General features: G+C 41.2%; 19 protein-coding genes. 13 read left to right on the top strand and 6 right to left on the bottom strand.

The window, feature by feature from the left end:
- Positions 1-17: 17 nt before the first annotated feature.
- Together P3L56_RS15280 and arsC are read left to right on the top strand one after the other, a co-directional pair.
- Positions 18-1307 (top strand): arsenic transporter, encoded by a 1290-nt coding sequence (locus P3L56_RS15280; protein ID WP_272686160.1) that lies wholly within the window; start codon positions 18-20, stop codon positions 1305-1307.
- 10 nt (positions 1308-1317) lie between these two features.
- Positions 1318-1743, top strand: a complete 426-nt coding sequence (arsC, locus tag P3L56_RS15275; protein ID WP_166685684.1) for a glutaredoxin-dependent arsenate reductase — start codon at positions 1318-1320, stop codon at positions 1741-1743.
- A 218-nt stretch (positions 1744-1961) separates the two neighbouring features.
- Here the strand turns inward: arsC and P3L56_RS15270 are convergent, their stop codons facing one another.
- From P3L56_RS15270 to P3L56_RS15250, 5 genes are all read right to left on the bottom strand, one after another.
- Positions 1962-2540, bottom strand: coding sequence for a DJ-1/PfpI family protein (locus P3L56_RS15270; RefSeq protein WP_048608033.1), 579 nt, complete (start codon positions 2538-2540; stop codon positions 1962-1964).
- 29 nt (positions 2541-2569) lie between these two features.
- A complete protein-coding gene (locus P3L56_RS15265; protein WP_042845292.1) occupies positions 2570-3424 on the bottom strand; it encodes a tagatose bisphosphate family class II aldolase in 855 nt (284 codons plus the stop codon).
- A 111-nt stretch (positions 3425-3535) separates the two neighbouring features.
- The gene (locus tag P3L56_RS15260; protein WP_198860844.1) at positions 3536-5011 is read right to left on the bottom strand and encodes a DUF2264 domain-containing protein; all 1476 of its coding nucleotides are present in this window, start codon (positions 5009-5011) and stop codon (positions 3536-3538) included.
- 64 nt (positions 5012-5075) lie between these two features.
- Positions 5076-6683, bottom strand: coding sequence for a sulfatase (locus P3L56_RS15255; protein WP_042845290.1), 1608 nt, complete (start codon positions 6681-6683; stop codon positions 5076-5078).
- Positions 6684-6707: 24 nt separating this feature from the next.
- Positions 6708-7943 (bottom strand): anaerobic sulfatase maturase, encoded by a 1236-nt coding sequence (locus tag P3L56_RS15250; RefSeq protein WP_042845289.1) that lies wholly within the window; start codon positions 7941-7943, stop codon positions 6708-6710.
- 525 nt (positions 7944-8468) lie between these two features.
- Between P3L56_RS15250 and agaR the strand changes: the two genes are divergently transcribed.
- The 11 genes from agaR to P3L56_RS15195 all read left to right on the top strand — a co-directional run bounded on the left by agaR (position 8469) and on the right by P3L56_RS15195 (position 18434).
- A complete protein-coding gene (agaR, locus tag P3L56_RS15245) occupies positions 8469-9245 on the top strand; it encodes a transcriptional repressor AgaR (RefSeq protein WP_042845288.1) in 777 nt (258 codons plus the stop codon).
- 52 nt (positions 9246-9297) lie between these two features.
- Entirely contained in the window at positions 9298-10581 is a 1284-nt protein-coding gene (gene kbaZ / locus P3L56_RS15240; protein WP_129466363.1) for a tagatose-bisphosphate aldolase subunit KbaZ, read from the top strand.
- Between the two features lie 8 nt (positions 10582-10589).
- Entirely contained in the window at positions 10590-11774 is a 1185-nt protein-coding gene (locus P3L56_RS15235; protein WP_042845283.1) for an SIS domain-containing protein, read from the top strand.
- A 32-nt stretch (positions 11775-11806) separates the two neighbouring features.
- Positions 11807-12301, top strand: coding sequence for a PTS N-acetylgalactosamine transporter subunit IIB (gene agaV, locus P3L56_RS15230; RefSeq protein WP_042845281.1), 495 nt, complete (start codon positions 11807-11809; stop codon positions 12299-12301).
- Positions 12302-12347: 46 nt separating this feature from the next.
- Positions 12348-13118, top strand: coding sequence for a PTS N-acetylgalactosamine transporter subunit IIC (agaW, locus tag P3L56_RS15225; protein ID WP_042845280.1), 771 nt, complete (start codon positions 12348-12350; stop codon positions 13116-13118).
- Positions 13108-13995, top strand: coding sequence for a PTS system mannose/fructose/sorbose family transporter subunit IID (locus P3L56_RS15220; protein ID WP_042845278.1), 888 nt, complete (start codon positions 13108-13110; stop codon positions 13993-13995). The genes agaW and P3L56_RS15220 overlap by 11 nt, the downstream gene beginning before the upstream one ends.
- Positions 13996-14046: 51 nt before the next feature.
- Complete coding sequence (gene agaF / locus P3L56_RS15215) at positions 14047-14478, top strand: PTS galactosamine/N-acetylgalactosamine transporter subunit IIA (protein WP_048608013.1); 432 nt, start codon at positions 14047-14049, stop codon at positions 14476-14478.
- Positions 14475-15647 (top strand): N-acetylglucosamine-6-phosphate deacetylase, encoded by a 1173-nt coding sequence (gene nagA, locus P3L56_RS15210; protein WP_042845274.1) that lies wholly within the window; start codon positions 14475-14477, stop codon positions 15645-15647. Before agaF ends, nagA begins: the two co-directional genes overlap by 4 nt.
- A gap of 38 nt (positions 15648-15685) precedes the next feature.
- Complete coding sequence (gene kduI / locus P3L56_RS15205) at positions 15686-16516, top strand: 5-dehydro-4-deoxy-D-glucuronate isomerase (protein WP_042845272.1); 831 nt, start codon at positions 15686-15688, stop codon at positions 16514-16516.
- A gap of 76 nt (positions 16517-16592) precedes the next feature.
- Positions 16593-17348 (top strand): 2-dehydro-3-deoxy-D-gluconate 5-dehydrogenase KduD, encoded by a 756-nt coding sequence (gene kduD / locus P3L56_RS15200; RefSeq protein ID WP_042845271.1) that lies wholly within the window; start codon positions 16593-16595, stop codon positions 17346-17348.
- A gap of 18 nt (positions 17349-17366) precedes the next feature.
- On the top strand, positions 17367-18434 hold the full coding sequence (locus P3L56_RS15195; RefSeq protein WP_042845268.1) for a glycoside hydrolase family 105 protein: 1068 nt from the start codon (positions 17367-17369) through the stop codon (positions 18432-18434).
- A 216-nt stretch (positions 18435-18650) separates the two neighbouring features.
- Here P3L56_RS15195 and P3L56_RS15190 read toward each other — a convergent pair whose 3' ends face one another.
- Positions 18651-19370 (bottom strand): oligogalacturonate-specific porin KdgM family protein, encoded by a 720-nt coding sequence (locus tag P3L56_RS15190; protein ID WP_042845267.1) that lies wholly within the window; start codon positions 19368-19370, stop codon positions 18651-18653.
- Positions 19371-19391: the final 21 nt, after the last annotated feature.

The following is a 19391-nucleotide window of genomic DNA, read 5'->3' as shown; positions in this document are numbered from 1 at the left end:
TTTTAAACGAGGTTGTTATGTTTATTGCCGCATTAATTTTTATTTTGACCATTACGTTCGTTATTTGGCAACCCAAAGGGCTAGGTATTGGCTGGAGTGCAACGGCAGGGGCGGTATTAGCCCTTATTTTTGGGGTGATTAGTTTTCAAGATATTCCCGTTGTTTGGAATATTGTGTGGAATGCCACCGCGACATTTGTTGCCGTGATTATTATCAGTTTGCTGTTAGATGAAAGTGGCTTTTTTGAATGGGCGGCATTACATGTTGCCAAGTGGGGTGGTGGCCAAGGAAAACTATTATTTAGCTATATTGTGTTACTCGGTGCGACTGCTGCGGCTTTATTTGCCAATGATGGTGCGGCATTGATATTAACGCCGATTGTGATTGCAATGTTACTTGCACTTGGCTTTAACAAAGGCACGACATTAGCATTTGTTATGGCTGCTGGTTTTATTGCAGATACAGCGAGCCTGCCACTTATTGTTTCTAACCTCGTTAATATTGTTTCAGCTGACTTTTTTAATATTGGTTTTACTGAGTATGCGTCAATTATGGTGCCGGTGGATATTGCTGCGATTATTGCGACACTGGTGATGTTACATTGGTTTTTCCGTAAAGATATTCCTAAACAATATGATGTCACTAAACTGAGTGAACCAGCTTTAGCTATCAAGGACATGACGACGTTTAAAGCAGGCTGGTTTGTGCTAGCGCTATTACTCATCGGTTTTTTTGTCTTAGAACCATTAGGTATTCCTGTTAGTGTGATTGCTGCGATTGGTGCTTTAATTTTATGGGGAATTGCAGCTAGAGGTCATACGATTAATACCAAAAAAGTGTTGCGTGGTGCGCCGTGGCAAATTGTTATTTTCTCGTTAGGTATGTACTTGGTCGTGTATGGTTTAAGAAATGCAGGGTTAACGGATTACCTCTCTGAAACGCTTGATTACCTTGCCGATAAAGGGTTATGGGTAGCAACACTAGGAACAGGGTTTATCACTGCGTTTTTATCATCCATCATGAATAACATGCCAACAGTATTAATCGGCGCTCTTTCCATTGAAGGTAGCCAAGCAACGGGAGTTATTCAACAGGCGATGGTGTATGCCAATGTCATTGGTGCTGATTTAGGCCCGAAAATTACCCCTATAGGGAGTCTAGCAACATTGCTGTGGCTGCATGTGTTATCACAAAAAAATATGACCATTACATGGGGATATTATTTTAAAACGGGGATCATTATGACTATTCCTGTACTCACCGTCACATTGATTGCTTTAGTGCTAAGGCTTTCACTGCTAAATTAAGGGCAACTCCATGAATGAAATTACAATTTACCATAACCCAGATTGTGGTACTTCACGCAACACTCTAGCGATGATCCGCAATAGTGGCATTGAACCGACGATTATTTATTATTTAGAAACGCCACCCACTAAAAATGTATTAGTTCAACTGATTATAGATATGAACATTACGGTAAGAGAGCTATTACGCAAAAATGTGGAACCGTATGAGCAACTAAGCTTAGAAAAAACGATTTATACCGATGACCAATTAATTGATTTTATGTTGCAGTACCCAATATTGATTAATAGGCCGATTGTGGTAACGCCATTAGGTGTGAAATTATGCAGGCCATCTGAGGTGGTATTAGGCATATTGCCAAATCCGCAGCAAAAGGTGTTTATCAAAGAAGATGGTGAGGTTATCGTTGATAAACTGGGGAACAGACTAAAGTAGGTAACTATTTAGTGGTTTTATTATGTTTTCTTTTACGTGAATGCGTCTGAAATAATGAGAAAAATAAGCTCTATTTCAATGAAATGGGCGATAAAACCCCCTGCGATTACCAGTGAAAACGGTTTTTTTATATTGCTCGGTCTTAAAAAGCACTAAAGGCTGAAGGCCGCCTTTAGTGCGAGTTGAGGTTACAGCGCACTATCCCGTTAATTAAGGGATTACAAATAAGGCAATGGCCAGTGCTTAAAGTAGATATGCTTTGCTTGCCAATCTACTTTCTCAGTATTGTCTGCAAGTAAATAGCGAGCGACAGTAAATGCAAATTCAAAGCTGACACCTAGCCCTTTTGCACTAATAAATTTACCATCCACAACAACGTCTTGATCAACGTAGTGCCCATCATTATATTTTTCAGCAAGTTTATCACCAGTACTATAATGTCTACCTTCAAGTAACTGATGAGCTGCGAGTACTTTGGCACCAGAGGAACATAGGGCACAAATATATTTATCTTCAGAAATATGACGGCGAAGAAACTCAATAACTTGTGGTGAGCTACTAAGGCGATCGGTGCCTTTTGGGCCGCCAGGCATCATTACTGCGTCATAACTGTGAGATAGTTTTTCTGTTAACAAGTAGTCAGCACTAATTTTAGTTTCAAAATAAGTATTTAGTGTCAGGGTATTCATACATGAAAGAACATCAACATGAATATCTAATCGACGCATAATATCAATGAAAACGACGGCTTCACCTTCTTCGAAGCCATCTGCGAGTAATACAGCAACTTGTTTCATGTCATTCCTTTATTATTTATTTCAATGAATTATAACTTTCCATCACTTTTACAAACGCGAATTTTATCCATGACAACCGATTTCATTGCAGCTTTGCCTGGAACTAAATAGTGACGAGGGTCAGTAGCATCTGGGTTTTCAAGAAAGTAGTGTTTGATGGCATCGGAAAAGGCTATTTTCAGTTCAGTTGCCACATTTACCTTACAAATACCTAGATCAATACAATGGCGTACATCTGCATCGGGTATCCCTGATGCACCATGTAATACTAGTGGTATTTCTGTTTTTTGACGGATTGCTTGTAAACGGTCAAAATCTAAGTGCGGCTCGCTTTTATACATACCATGAGCTGTACCAATTGCGACCGCAAGTGAGTCAATACCAGTGCGTTGGATAAATTTTACGGCAGACTCTGGGTCTGTAAATAAAGCATCTGCAGCATCAACGACCAAATCATCTTCTTGGCCCCCTAAGCGTCCAAGTTCCGCTTCTACGGTACAATCCCATTGGTGACAGTAATCAACAACTTGTTTAACAATTTGAATATTTTCTTCGAAAGGAAAGTGGGATGCATCTATCATTGCGGAACGCACTCCTGAGACCACCTTTTGGAAAATATCAGGAATATCTTCATGATGGTCTAGGTGTAATGCGACAGGAATATGATAGCGTTCAGCCGCTTGCTGGCAGATAGCAATAAGATAATCACTCCCCGCATAGGCAAAGGTACTTGGTGTTCCTGCGAGGATCACTGGAGACCCCATTTCTGCGGCAGTTTCCATCACAACTTGAATAGTCTCGAGATTGTGGATGTTGAATGCAGGCACAGCATAGCCACCTTGTTGGGCTTTATTTAACATACTACGGGTCGATACGAGAAACATAGTTGCCTCTTCTTTCATTTAATTTCGATTTATAATAATCGAAAGATAAAGAAAGGTAAAAGATCTAAATCACATTTTATTTGTTTCACACCGAAAGGTAATGAAAGAAAACTAAAAAAAATGACTCATTTTAGAACTATAAGTTGTCACACCTTTACGTAATAGGTTGTTTTTAGGACGTTTTGATTGACCTATAATTGTTTCAATTACCTTTTGAGTGAGAGGTTGTTTATCTAAGCGGCGACTTAAAGGAGACTGCTGTTGAGTATACTCCTGCCGAAATATCACCGTAACTTCCTGCGTATCTTTAACTCCTATTACCGAAGCATGAATCGATGGAATTTCGAAACGAAAATCGGCCTTTTCGATTGGAAGTTCGCTGGTGGGAGTTTGCCAAAGCTGAAGCCGTTCACCACAATATAAAGCGATGACCACAGACCGTAATGACCAGAAACTGCTTGCAGGTCCGCTGTAATTATCGACAAGACGAGAGTCTTGCGCGAATAAGCCTTGCGTTGGTGCTCCCGCTTTTAATGCACCATTACTAATAAAGTAGCGAAGTGTGCTTTCTAAGGCATGTTTGGCTTGACCGATACTGACGGAATCACAACCTAAATCAACACCTGCGATTAATGGAGTTGACACCGCTAAACGGTAACATGCACTGCGCCCAAAAAATGGAATACCTTTGGTTGTAATAAATGGTAGATAGCTGCGATTAAACTGATTAAGGGATTGCTTTATAAATTCATGATCGAAGCCTGGAATAATTTGGTTTAGCCAGTAAAGCCCATAGTAAAAACCCCAAGCATTGTAATAATCAAAATTCCCTTTTGCACCATCACGGAACCAACCGTCGCCAGCATAAAATTGTTTAATTCTGTTATAACGCCAATGGGCAATATGGTCAGTTCCTGTCAATGCTTTGATAACAAATTGGACGGTGAGTGGGAATAAATGCCAGTTATTATCAACGATTTCGCAGTGATTAACTTGTTCGAACCACGTGATAATTTGGTGTTGTAAGCTAATATCAAGCTGATCCCATACCCATTTACGACTGAGCCAAAGGGTGAGAGCTAAGTCTGCAGATTCACATATTTTTTGGTCGTAGTTTTCAAGCTTCCCCCAATAGCCTTTATGGGAAGGGTTTGTCCCATTCACAAATGCGCTTTTAATCATCTCTGCAATATTAAATGGTTGTTGGTTTAGCCCTTTGATTATCGGTTGCTGATGATGAACTAACCATGCTGCAAGCAGGGGTAATACTCGGCTAACACCTTCCATAGCATCTGTCTTGACGGTTTGTTGTCCGGGGCTTCCGGGGTAATAAGCATAGGTATAATCCCAAACTTGATAATGATGAAAAGCCTCCGTGACATAGCGAGTGAGTGTTTCGCAAAGAAATAATAATGGCTTTTGATTATCGCGAAAGGTATCGGCAATAAGTTGGTCATGGTGGTGGTAAGCCCGTTTTCGGATACATCTTCTAATAATATTTTCTTTAAACAGTCGTTGATAGATGGCTATATTAGGGTGTTCATAGGGGAGTTTTGGACGTTCAGTAGGAATAATAGGTGTAGTCATATTTATTCTCGATTGTTAGAAAAAGCGAGCTTCCATGCTCACTTAATTGGCCAAAGATCCGATTCTATCGTGCAGAATCAACAAGTATTTGGTAACGGTCTTGTCCCCATACAACAGGTTTTGGTTTGTCTTTAACCCAATGATAATAAGCAGATTTTAGCTGTTTAACTTTTTCTGGATACTGACGTGCTAAATCAATTGATTCAGCAGGGTCTTGTTTATCATTGAATAGCTTAGGTTGGTTTGAGCCATCGTCATAAAAATACAGAGCCCATTCGCCATCACGGATCGCCCATGAGCCTTTTGATAGTTTTTCTAGGTTAGGGTTATTAGGGATTTCTTTACGTTGGTATGTTATCCATTCATGGTAACCGTGCCAGAATGCCTGATTTTCTTCGCTGTAGTGTTTAGTCCCTGGGCCTGTCCAATAAAGGTATTGATGTGGAGATTTATCGTCTTTGCCTGTTAGTACGGGCATAATATCTTTCCCTTCTACTTTCAGGGTATCTGGGATAGTTATTCCTGCACTTTTCAGCGCCGTCGGCAGGATATCGATAGCTGAAACCATGATGTCACTCTGTTTACCTGCTGGGATATGGCCCGGCCAATAAGCAACAAAAGGGACACGCACTCCGCCATTAAACATTTGGCCTTTGAAGCCTTTATCCATTGCGTTCATTGGCATTGGGGATTCATGAACAGCCCCGTTATCTGAAATAAAGAAAATTAACGTATTTTGTAATTCTCCATTTTCTTTCAACGTGGCAATTATTTTTCCGATCCCTTCATCTGCGGCATTCAGAGCGGCAAAATACTTATCAGCTTCAACATTACCTGTATTAAATTTATCCATATATTTGGCAGGTGAAGCCTCCTCAAGTGGGATATGAGGCACGCTATACGACAAATTAATAAAGAAAGGCTTATCTTTATGACTGTCTATGAATTTGACAGTTTCATCCGTCAATAAATGAGTCAGGTAGCCAGAAGCAGGGACATTTTCCCCATTACGCCAAATCGCTGGTGAATTCCACAACGCTGCGCCAGAGGCATAATAACTGTAGGCATAATCAAAACCCCTTTCATGGGGGGCAAACCCAGGTTCTGGTGTTGATATCATGTTGTCATGATAATCACGAGTTTGTTTATCTTCAGCTATCTTGGGCTTTTTGATCACTTTCGCATTATGCCACTTCCCAATGCTGGCAGTTGCATAACCATCGGCTTGGAATAAAGCGGGTAATAATTTTATGTCCTCTGGAATGCCTAACATAGCATCATCATTACTATAGGTACCGAAGCTTGCAGGGGAGCGACCAGTAAAAATCCCTGCTCTAGACGGCCCACAAACTGGGTGAGCAACAAAGGCGTTAGTCATTTTAATTCCGCCGGCTGCCATTTCAGTGACATTTGGCATCGCAATTTTCGCGGCTTCGACCATTTTATTTATGTCGCCATCATAACGTTGGGCGGTAGGGCGTTTTGCTAGCTCGTTAACATCAAGATTGTCTAACACAAAATCAAGCTGACCAGTCCCTAAATCATCCATAACAATAAGTAAAACATTGGGTTTTTCAGGGGTCCCTCCAGCAGTTGCAGCTAAGGGAAAACTTAAGCAACTAGTGGCTATAAGGCCAGCAAGTAGGCTTTTTTTTACAGTAGGTAAGATCACAAAAGTCTCTCCAGAAAGGTTAATTTATTGAAAATAAGCTTTTTTTAAGGCAGGGAGTGCATCGCTAGCCAATCCCCCGCGGGAAATAGCTTGCTGCATTAACTGCATGCCTAGTGCGGTATGATGAAATATTTTTTTATAAGAACGGCACAAGTAATTGTGGCGATATTTTTCTCCATCAATTGCCACAATTCGGTGTTTAGGGCAGCCACCGTAGCATAAGCTTTGGACTTCACAACGTTGGCAAATACTGGTGAGTTTGTCGTATTTATTTTGACCAAAGCGTGTCTGTTGCTTAGAAGAAACTAAACGAGCTAAGGTGTTTTCTTGGACGCTACCTAAGCGGTTTGCAGGGTAAACGTAGTGGTCACAGGAGTAAACATCACCATTAGATTCAATGATTAATGCTTGTCCACAGGTTTTGGATTGAATACAAGTGGACGCAGGATAACCCATCCATGTACCAAGTAAGCTATCGAACAAACGGATGTATACTTTTCCTACATCACCTTGGCGTATCCATTCGTCGAAAATATCAGCCATAAATTGTCCGTATCCTTCACTTGAAACTGAGAAAGACGCCATAACAGCATTCGGACCGGGCGCATAGTGCCCCCCTTGCATATGTGGAAAACGTCGGTCTACTTCAACAATTGGAATAAATTGAAAGAATGTCGAGCCGATATCTTTTAGTGCTTGATACGTTTCTTTTCCTTTACGCCAATTCTGATCGTTCACGACGGTAAGTGTATTAAATTGAACACCATATTCGTTGAGTAACTGAATTGATTTTTTAACGCGTTCGAAGGTTGGGTTACCATTGACTGAAATACGATATTTATCATGCACCGCTTCAAGTCCATCAATAGAAACCCCGAGTAAAAACTGGTGATCGGCAAAAAATTGTGCCCATTGACGGTTTATTGCAATTGCATTGGTTTGGACACTATTTGTGATCGTTTTTCCTTGTGCGTATTGTTTTTGATACTTCACAACACGCTCAAAAAACGCTAACCCAGCGAGTGTTGGTTCTCCGCCTTGCCATGAAAAATCAATTTGGTCACTCGCGTTAGACTGAATATAGTCTTTAATGTAACGACGTAATACATTGTCAGGCATCACGTCATGATGGTTATCTGCTACTTCTTCGTTAAATACATTCTCTTTTTCGAGATAAAAACAGTATTCACACTTGATATTACAGCGATAGCTAGTGGGTTTCGCCATCATATGAAAGTTAGTTGGTTGGTTAGAAGCCATTTTTTTATCCGAAAGAAGTCAGGTTATTTTTATAGCATTACGCAATTTTCGTAAAATCAAAAGAGATTGAAATCACAAAAATGGAAAATGAAAGATTTTGAAAGGTGGGGGAGGGGAATAAATGGGGGATTCACGATAAAGTATTTTGTCGTTAAAATTCCAAAATATACTTTTTAATTAAACGGAACCCGACATCTTTCGAATAGAAAAATTTTTTTCAGCACGTTTTGCTAATTTTAGAGTCATTTCATTACTAAAATTTCACGAATCTGGGCTTAGAGACGACAGTCTGACGATTAGATTAATTAAAATACACTGATTAACACTTTATATATTGGATAGTTTCTCATTCGAAGCTATGATATTTCAATTATGAAAATATCCGTAAGCAAATAGTGAACAAATCGAAACTTTGTGAAAGGGATCAAAAGTTTTGTTTTTTTACGTTGTCGGTAATTTTTGGCGTAGTAAACTAATTTCGAAATCAAATGAAAGTCTTTTGTTTGGTTTCGTAAGGAGACGAAAGTGAAAGCGGCAGTTGAGCGGCGTATGGAAATACTCGACATGGTTAACCAACATGGTAAAGCCAGAGTTGAGGATCTAGCCGAAATTTTTAAAGTTTCAAGTGTCACCATTCGCAGCGATTTAAGTTTTCTTGAAAAAAATGGTTATGTTATTCGCTCTCATGGCGCTGCAATACCGAATACAGGGTTTATTGCAGAACTGAGTATCCACGAAAAACGTGGGCAAAATGCGGGAACAAAAACGTTAATAGGGAAAGCTGCCGCCACGCTAATTAAGGATGGGGATACCGTTATTTTAGACTCGGGGACAACTACGCGTGAAATCGCGACACATTTAAAATCGCGTGAAAACGTAGTGGTCATGACTAACGGTTTAGATGTTGCAATGGAGTTGGCGAATACCGCAGGCGTTGATGTATTAATGACAGGCGGTGCATTGCGAAAGAATGCTTTATCGTTTTCTGGCTCTCAAGCAGAAAGCAGCCTAAGAAATTACCGATTTGATAAGGTTTTTCTTGGGGTTGACGGATTCGATTTACGTGTTGGTATCACGACACACAATGAACAAGAGGCGAGCCTCAACCGTTTAATGTGTGATATCTCAGAGACTATTATTGCAGTTGCTGATTCTACGAAATTCGGTAAACGCAGCTGTCATATGATCCGTGAGTTTGGTGATATTGATATTTTGGTAACAGACTCTGGTATTCCTGATGAATATGTCCAAGAGTTAAAGGACCATAAAATCGAAGTCATTATCGTCGATAAAGATTTATAGCTGACTAACTCCATTAACAGCACTGCCGGTGTTGATTGTGGAGTTAGTATTAATGCATCCTTTAGAAAAAATTGTTCAGCAAAATAAGTTAGGTCAACAGAACGGTATTTATTCTGTTTGTTCTGCTCATCCTTTTGTTATTGAAGCATCATTGCAGCAAGCGTTGGACAATAATTCCTTTCTTCTTATTGAAGCCACTTCTAATCAGGTTGATCAATTCGGTGGTTATACCGGTATGACACCTGCTGATTTTTATCATTATGTTACTGAAAAAGCAGAGAAAGTTGGCTTTCCTCTCAATCAGCTAATTCTTGGTGGTGACCATTTAGGCCCTAACCGTTGGCAAGACCTCCCTGCTGCAGATGCCATGGATAATGCCGATGTTTTAATCGCAGCTTATGTTGCCGCTGGATTTAAAAAAATTCATTTAGATTGCAGCATGTCTTGCGCTGATGACCCTGTTCCTTTAACCGATGAAATTGTTGCTGAGCGGGCGGCTCGCCTTGCGGTTATCGCAGAAAAAACAGCTAAACAACAATTCGGTCGTAGCGATATTGTGTATGTCATTGGTACTGAAGTTCCTGTTCCCGGCGGAGCCACAGAAGCTCTAGAGGGGGTGGAGGTCACTTCCCCTGATGCCGCTCGCAAAACCTTAGAGTGTCATGCGAAAGCATTCGAAAAAGCAGGTGTGGGGGATTGTTGGCAACGGGTTATCGGATTGGTCGTTCAACCTGGAGTGGAATTTGATCATACCGGTGTGATTGATTATCAACCCGAAAAAGCACAGGCATTGAGTAAAGTAGTTGATGATTATTCACATCTGGTTTTCGAAGCTCACTCAACTGATTACCAAACAGAAGATGCTTATAAACAATTGGTTCGTGACCATTTTGCTATTTTGAAAGTAGGCCCCGCATTGACGTTTGCAATGCGCGAAGCGCTGTATTCATTGTGCGAAATTGAGAATGAAATGTTTCCTGCCAAGCAATGTTCTCATTTAAAAGAAAAAATGGAGCGCTTGATGTGTAGCGAGCCGCATTTCTGGCAGAAGTATTATCATGGCGATATTCACCAACAAGCATTTGCTCGGGTATATAGCTTCAGCGACCGCATTCGTTACTATTGGCCGGATAAAGAAATTAGCGATGCAATAGATAAGCTAATGAATAATTTATCTGCTAAACCAATCCCATTACCTTTACTTAGCCAATATCTGCCACATCAATTTAAACAATTGAGAGAAGGTCTGATTGATGGCTCACCTAAGTCGTTTGTTTTCGCAAAAATTCGCGATGTGTTATCGGTGTACGCCGATGCGTGTAAATTCAGTCACTGAGGTTTGACATGGAATATTTAAGTTATCAACCGGCTGAACTAGAACAACTTAATGCGTTCTGGACAGCAAAAGAAATTGAGCAGCAACCTGAATGTTGGCAAAAAACGGCGTTATCAGTGAAAGCATTACGTACTGAAATTGATGCGTTTTTAGCTAAAGTTTTATCAGCACCAGATGCTCGTATTATTATGACTGGAGCAGGCACTTCTGCATTTGCCGGACGTGCACTGGCCCCTATATTAACTGGGCATCTTAAGCGTCGTGTTGATGCAATAGCAACAACAGATTTGGTTTCTGACCCGAAAGAGTATTTAGCTGAAGATGTGCCGACCTTGTTAGTTTCTTTTGCTCGCTCTGGAAATAGCCCTGAAAGTGTTGCAGCTCTTGATGTCGCTGAAAAGTGTTTATCTCAATGTTACCACTTAGTGCTGACTTGCAATTCACAGGGGCAATTATTCCAATATTGCCAAAATAACCCTAATGCATTGGCTCTTTTGATGCCAGAAGAGTCGAATGACCGCTCTTTAGCCATGACATCAAGTTTTTCATCTATGATGATGGCCGCACTATCCATTTTCTTAGATGATACTTTCTTTAATAAACAAATCTTACCATTTTTCACTCAATATCATGAGAATTATCAGCAGTTTAACCGAATAATTCGTGAGAGCTATGCAGGTAAATTCAAACGTGTGATTTATTTAGGTAGTGGGGGGCTTCAGGGGCTTGCACAGGAAGCGGCTTTGAAAATGTTAGAGCTTACCGCAGGTAAAGTGGTGGCTAGTTTTGATACCCCATTAGGATTTCGTCATGGCCCTAAATCAATCGTTAACAAAGACACGCTAGTCGTTTTATTTCTTTCGAATGACCCGTATACCAGACAGTATGAAACTGACTTATTACGAGAGGTAATTCACGATAATGCATCATCCAAGGTGATCGGGATCACTGCGTCCTCTGAAGATATTTTTTTGAAAGATAATTTCATTTATATTTCAAAACTGGAGCATTGTTCTGACGCAGCGTTACTTTTTCCTTATCTAATGTTAGCGCAAGCATTTGCTTTTCATAGCTCTATTGCACTGGGGAATACACCGGATAACCCTTCTCCAACAGGAGAAATTAACCGGGTTGTTCAAGGTGTTACTATTTACCCGTTCTCATATCAAAAAGATGGCGAATCGCTATCTTGAGATAAACACAACAAATAATAAGAGAGCAAGTTATGCACACACCAAATATTGTCTGGACCCGAATCGATGAACGTTTATTACATGGGCAAATTCGTATTACATGGGGTAAACACACGGAAGCAAATTTAATTCTTGTTGCGAATGATGACGCTGCTGATGGACCCAATTCTGCTTTTATGCAAGCTGGCATGAAAGCATCAGCAGGTGGAGAATATGCGGTCCGCTTTTTCTCTATTCAAAAAACCATTGATGTGATTAGTAAAGCATCTCCTCGCCAGAAAATTTTTGTACTTTGCAATAACCCAACTGACGTTGCTCGTTTAGTTGAAGGTGGTGTTCCTATAACGCACTGTAATGTTGGCAATATGCATTTCCATGAAGGGAAAAGACAGATTGCGAAGACGGTGTCTGTTGATGAACGTGATTTGGAGGCATTTCGCCGTTTGGTGGATAAAGGCGTCACCTGTACCGTGCAAAATACACCTGACCAATCTCCAGTGGATGTGTTAGCGCTTGCAACGGCTTAAGGCTGCTTGAGGCATAACTTAAAACAACTGTGTTTAAGGAATTATTATGATTTATGAAGCTTCTCTTGTGGCTTTATGGGCCTTCTTTTGCGGTATAGATAAGTATGATGTTGCGCTAAACATTCACAGGCCACTCATTACAGGCCCTGTTGTTGGGTTGATTATGGGTGATATGCAAGTCGGTTTGATTGCAGGCGCTACGCTGGAACTTGCATGGTTAGGGTTAGTTCCTAATGCAGGGGCTCAGCCACCAGATGTCACATTAGGGACTATAGCGGCCGTTGCTTTTGCCATCATGACTAATCAATCACCTGCAGTTGCGATGGGGATTGGGATGCCTATCGCAGTGCTAATGCAAATGATCATTATCGGTTTCTTCGCCATGACTGCATTTACTATGGGTAAAGCAGACCGTTATGCAGAAAAAGCCGATGCATCGGGTATTTCTCGACTGTTGATAGCCACTATTACTGTTCGTTCATTACTGTATTCCATTGTTGCATTCGTCACGGTTTATTTTGGTGAACATGCTGCGGAATGGATAGATCAAAACACGCCAAAAGTATTGCTAGAAGGTTTAGGTATTGGCGCGAAAATGGTACCAGCAATTGGCTTTGCTATGTTGCTAAAAATCATGTGGTCAAAAGAAGTGGCGGGCGTGTTCTTCGTTGGATTTGTTATGACAACTTACTTGAAGCTTCCCATCATGGCGGTAGCAATACTTGGCGCATCCGCAGCAGCACTGTATTACTTCTTCAGCGGTAACAGTAACAACAATAACTCACAGAAAAATGAGGATTTTGAAGATGGTATCTGATAACAAAGCAATCGAACAAACGAAAAACCTCCCTGTTGAGTCCTATGTTGATGGTGTTGATGAGTATCAGGATACAACGGTTCGTAAGGTAATAACGAAAGGCGATCTTTGGAAATGTGCGTTTCGTGGTTTATTTATGGAAGGTAATTTTAACTTCGAACGCATGCAAGGTGGTGGATTTGCTTTTTCAATTATCCCTGCTTTGCGCAAAATCCATGGAAACAACAAGCGGGACTATGCGACATCACTAAAAAACCATCTGCAATTTTTCAATGCGAGTCCAAAGTTGTTTACGTTTTTGCTCGGCACAGCGGTTGCTATGGAGGAAAACAAAGAGAAGCCTTCAACGGTCAACGTGATGAAAGTTGCAGGTATGGGGCCTACAGGTGGGATTGGTGATGCTATCGACCACATGACATTAATGCCATTGACGTTAGCATTAGGCGCTTCTATTGCAATGGAAGGGTCTATTGCAGGGCCGTTTGTCTTTTTCTTTCTCTATCAAATAATCCACTTCTTTGTGTATTTCGGTTTGATGTTTATGGGCTATCGCGCAGGTACAGCTGCGATGGTCAATATGAGTGATGCGACTGAAAAATTAGCGAAAGCCGCCAACATTATGGGGATTTTTGTTATCGGTGCGTTATCCGCTACTTTCATAAAGGTGCAAACAACGGCCTCGATTGAATTAGGTGGCAAGGTTGTTGAGCTGCAAAGTGCATTATTCGACAAAATTATGCCGAATTTACTACCGCTAGGCTTGGTTTTCCTGATGTTCAAAATGGTCAAGGGCACAGGCTTTTGGGCTAAACCTCCTGTACTTATTTTTTCAATGTTGGCATTCGGTGTGATTGGTCACGTATTGGGTGTTCTGTAAGTAAGTTAGATATTTGCGGGCAAATAGGTTTGCCCGCTTAGGAGTATACGAATGATTGGTTTGATTATTTCGGGTCACCTCAATTTTGCAAGTGGTATGGCATCGGCAGTAAAAGCTATCGCAGGTGAACAGGAGAATATGGTGTTTATTGATTTCATTGAATCAATATCGCCCGATGAATTAGAGCAGCAAATGCGTGCCGCTATTCAATCGATGTCTTGTGAGCAAGTTGTTTTCCTCACCGACCTTCCGGGTGGCACTCCATGTAATCGTGCCATGGCAATTATGATGGAAAACCCCTCTGTTGAAGTCTTAGCTGGCGTCAACCTTCCTATGATAGTTAATGCTGCATTTGAACGTGAAGATACCACCGCCAGTGAGTTACTGTCGGTTCTGAGAGAGATTGGTATGACAAGTATCCAAGACCTCCGTGAGCAGCTTGCTATGTCGTCTGAACCTGAAAATGAAGAAGATGGTTTATGAACCAGCAATATGCAATTTTAGCGGATAGGACGTTCACTCCAGAGGGCATCCGTTACCAGCAGTATGTGGTGATAAATGATGGCATTGTACAGGAAGTTACGAATATCGCGCCTGAAAACTGCCCGATTATCCATCTTAAAGACCGCAGTTTGCTACCCGGATTCGTCGATATTCATATTCATGGACGAGCTGGCTGTGATGTGATGGATGCAAGTCAATCTGCTTTGCAAACTATCTCAGATGAATTAGTCCAAACGGGAGTTGTGGCGTGGGTCGGCACGACGGTCACAGCCCCAATGGATGATATCCAGCAAGCGTTAACCAGCATCCGAGACTTTACCTCCAAACCACAAACATCCGGTGCACAACTGCTAGGAAGCTTCCTTGAAGGCCCTTATTTCACAGAAAGGCATCGTGGGTCGCATCCAGTGAAATACCTTAAAGCGCCTACAGTTGCTGAGCTTGATGAGCTTTATCGATGTGCAGAAGGTTCTTTACTGCGTGTTGCTATAGCCCCTGAAGCCGAAGGCGCCACTTCAGCTATTGATTGGCTTGTTGAACATAAAATTAAAACCAGTGTTGCACATACTGCGGCGGATTATGAGCAGACTAGCCAAGCTTTTGCGCGTGGCGCAGATTGTGGCGTGCATCTTTATAACGGGATGACGGGGTTACATCACCGTGAACCTGGCTGCTGTGGTGCCGTGTTATATCACAATGTACTCGCTGAATTGATAGCCGATGGTATTCATGTCCACCCTGTCATGATGGAACTGGCTTATCGCCTAAAAGGTTACCAACAGATTGCATTGATTACTGATTGCATGCGGGCAGGGGGGCTTCCTGATGGTGACTACGCCCTTGGCGCACAAATGGTCAAAGTCACGAATGGCCAAGCTCGAACTGTCGATGGTTCTTTAGCGGGGAGTACATGTAGCTTGGATAGTGCATTGCGCAATATGGTGCGCTTAGCTCACATACCTGAATGGGAAGCCGTTCAGATGGCAACCGCAATACCGGCTGAATATCTCGGTATTAGCGAGCAATTTGGTTATATCCGTAAAGGTGCTCAAGCCAATTTTGCTGTTGTTGATAACAATTTTTATTTAACAGACACATTCATCAGAGGTGAACACGTTCACTCTGTATTCGGGAAAGCCGATCACTAAGATGGTTAACCCATCAGTAAATTTATGAGGTATTTATAATGGAAATTCGTCAACCAATTCACAGTGAGCATGCTAAAACGCTCGATACCGAAGGGTTACGTCAACAGTTTCTGATTGAGGATCTGTTCCGTGAAGGGGAAATGAATCTCACTTATAGTCATATCGACCGTATTATTGTCGGTGGTATTGTTCCAACAAGTGCGCCATTAGCGTTAATGGCGGGGAAAGCCTTAGGTGTTGATTTTTTTCTAGAAAGGCGTGAATTAGGCGCAATCAATATTGGTGGGGCAGGTAAAGTTATTATCGATGGCGATGTGTTTGAGATAGCCCCGCGTGAAGCCATTTATATTGGTATGGGGACTCGAACAGTTGAATTTATGAGTATTGATGCGAAAGAACCTGCTCGTTTTTATATCAATTGTGCACCGGCTCACCATGCTTATCCAAGCCGTAAAATTACGATTGACCAAGCATCGCCTGAGAAACTGGGTAATGCTGAAAACTGCAATGTCCGTACTATTTATAAATTTTTGCACCCGTCAATCCTACCAACATGTCAGTTATCAATGGGGATGACGGTATTAGAGCCGGGAAGTTTGTGGAATACCATGCCATGTCATACCCATGAGCGCCGTATGGAAGTTTATCTGTATTTCGATATGAAAGAAGATAATGTGGTTTTCCACTATATGGGTGAACCAACAGAAACTCGCCATATTGTGGTCCGCAACGAACAAGCGGTGATTAGCCCTAGCTGGTCGATTCACTCCGGTGTAGGTACCGCGGCTTATACCTTTATCTGGGGCATGGTTGGGGAAAATCAAGTTTTCCATGATATGGACCATGTCGCAATGAAAGATCTGAAATAGTTACTCCTTTCACTCTTTTTTTTTCTTATACAGTAAAACGATGTGGGATATTCCCACATCGTTAGAGGAACTCATCATGAATTTATTTGATTTAACTGGGAAAGTTGCCATCGTTACGGGGTGTAACACTGGGTTAGGGCAAGGTATGGCTATTGGTTTGGCACAAGCAGGAGCTGATATTGTTGGGGTTGGTGTACAAGATGCACCTGAAACACGACAGCAGATAGAAGCATTAGGGCGCAAATTTCATTACATTACCATGAACTTAATGGAACAATCAGGCTTACAAGATTTAGTTGACGAAGCAGTATCGGCAATGGGTCATATTGATATATTAGTTAATAATGCGGGAATTATTCGCCGTGAAGACTTATTAGAGTTTAGTGAAAAAGATTGGGATGATGTGATCAACATTAACCAAAAAACATTATTCTTCCTATCACAACGCGTTGCCCGTCAGTTTGTAAAACAAGGCAATGGTGGCAAAATCATTAATATTGCGTCAATGCTATCTTTCCAAGGTGGTATTCGGGTGCCATCTTATACGGCCAGTAAGTCCGCGGTAATGGGGCTGACTCGCGCACTGGCAACAGAGTTATCTCAATATAATATTAATGTTAATGCCATTGCACCTGGTTATATGGCAACAGATAATACGGCGGCACTGCGCGCTGATGCGGCTCGTAATGCAGCAATCGTGGAGCGCATACCTGCCGGCCGTTGGGGAACTCCAGATGATCTCGCAGGGCCTGCCATTTTCTTAGCTTCAAAAGCCAGTGACTATATTAATGGTTATACCATTGCGGTAGATGGTGGATGGTTGGCCCGTTAATCCATCAGGAGAATAAGAATGGAACAATCATTATTACCTCAATCGCTACAACGAAATACTGTTTTGCAGGATATGAAACGAGTATACCGTTTTCAGTCTGCGAATCAGGTACGTAGTGTGATCCGCCGTAGTGGAAAAACCCGTTTTATTAAAGATACGGATTGGGAGCGTGGCGTTCTGTGGTCTTGTGTTGCTGCGGCATGGCAAGCGACACAAGATAAGGAATACCTTGATGGTGTGATGAATTACACACTTCATACTGGGTTTCGCCCAGGCCCTAATGCACGCTTTGCGGATGACCATGTTTGTACGCAAGCTTATTTAGTGGCGAGTAGCCAATTTTTACAACCGGAAGTTCTTGAGCCAACGATTAAAGCGTTTGATTTGATGTTAGCAGAGCCCAAAGCGGGTCGCGAAGATTGGTGGTGGTGTGATGCCTTATTTATGGCGCCCCCAGCATTTGCCGCGCTTTCGGCAAAAATAAAAGATGTACGTTATTTAAACTACATGAATCAAGCTTATTGGGATGCAATTGAGCATTTACGCGATATTGAGACTGGGCTTGTTTATCGTGATTATCGTTATATCCCAGATGGCCAAGGTAGTGAGCTACGTGAGGCGAATGGCGAGAAAGTGTTTTGGAGCAGAGGGATCGGTTGGGTTATCGCATCAATTCCTCGGATTTTACCACACTTACCGAGTGACCATCCCGATCGTCAACGTTATATTGATTTGTTTACAGAATTATTGGCTGCAATCATTCCTTATCAGCAAGAAGATGGTTTTTGGCGTACGAGTTTGCTTGACCCACAAAGTTTCCCGGCGCCTGAAAGTAGTGCGGCAGCGTTATTTTGTTATGGAATAGCATGGGGAATTAATCATAATATTTTAGATGAAAAGACTTTTTACCCAGTATTAGAAAAGGCTTGGGTCGCATTACGCGGCTGTATTCACCCTAATGGTATGTTAGGTTATGTACAATTACCTGCATTTAACCCGAGAGATGTTAATTTTGAACATAATATGGATTATGGTGCGGGAGCTTATTTATTAGCGGGTAGTGAAGTTATCAATTTATTTTGTTAGGTTATAAATTCATTTAGCATTGCTCATTGTTATTACTTTTTAATACTATATTTGTTATTTCACCGGTTATGTTTTTAGTAATAAAACATAACCGTTTTTTTTTATTGTTATTACTGTAGAATGTAGGGTGCTCAATGTTTTTTTAAATAAAAAGACCTATTCAATATTTCAGAAATAGGTCTTAATGTTTTTAGATTAATAATAACCGCTGCTTAATTACCAAGTATATTGAATACCAACGCGGAAACGGGTTTGACGGTCGCTTGAGAAACGATTTTCTTTCACGTTACCTACTTCAACAAATGGTCGCCATAATGCGCCATCATCAGCTTTAATATCATAACGTAGGCGCACGTTATGTTGATAATCAAATTTCTTATTGTTATACATAGGTTGTGCGTTATCAGCCATTTCCCACATTAAGTCTAATTGATATTGTAAGTCTAAATTATTCCATTTATAACCAATCCAGCTATCAAATTCTTGAACTTTAGAGTGGTAGTTGCTGCCGTTTTCACCAACTTGCCCATAATCCCAAACCTTCCATTTATAACGACCTTGTAAGCGAATACCGTTATCAAACGTATAGTTTAAGCGGACGTAAGGAACATAAACTAGACCGAGCTTATCAAAATCAAGAGATGCACCAACAAGGCCAACGAGGTTTGGATTGAGTTTTTTATAATAAAATGCAGAAAACTCAGAACCATCAATTTTCATTGCATCATATGCGCCATCTTTATTTCCATAGCGAGCATCTAACTCAAAGCCAATATTTTTCCCAGTATCCAAAAAGGCTTTAATACGGTCGCCACTTTTCCCAGAAGCATCTAAATATTGATGACGGTATTCAATTGTCGTTTTATAGTTATTAGCGAGTGCATATTGTGAAGAAACTGCAAATAATACGGCACTAGTGATAAATAGTTTTTTCATTATCTTTATTCCAAGCTGTAT

The sequence above is a fragment of the Providencia sp. PROV024 genome, from assembly GCF_032709665.1.
GTDB classification, from domain to species: Bacteria; Pseudomonadota; Gammaproteobacteria; order Enterobacterales; family Enterobacteriaceae; genus Providencia; species Providencia huashanensis.
Note: the sequence above shows the minus strand (reverse complement) of the source record. Positions and strands in the feature narration are given on the sequence as shown.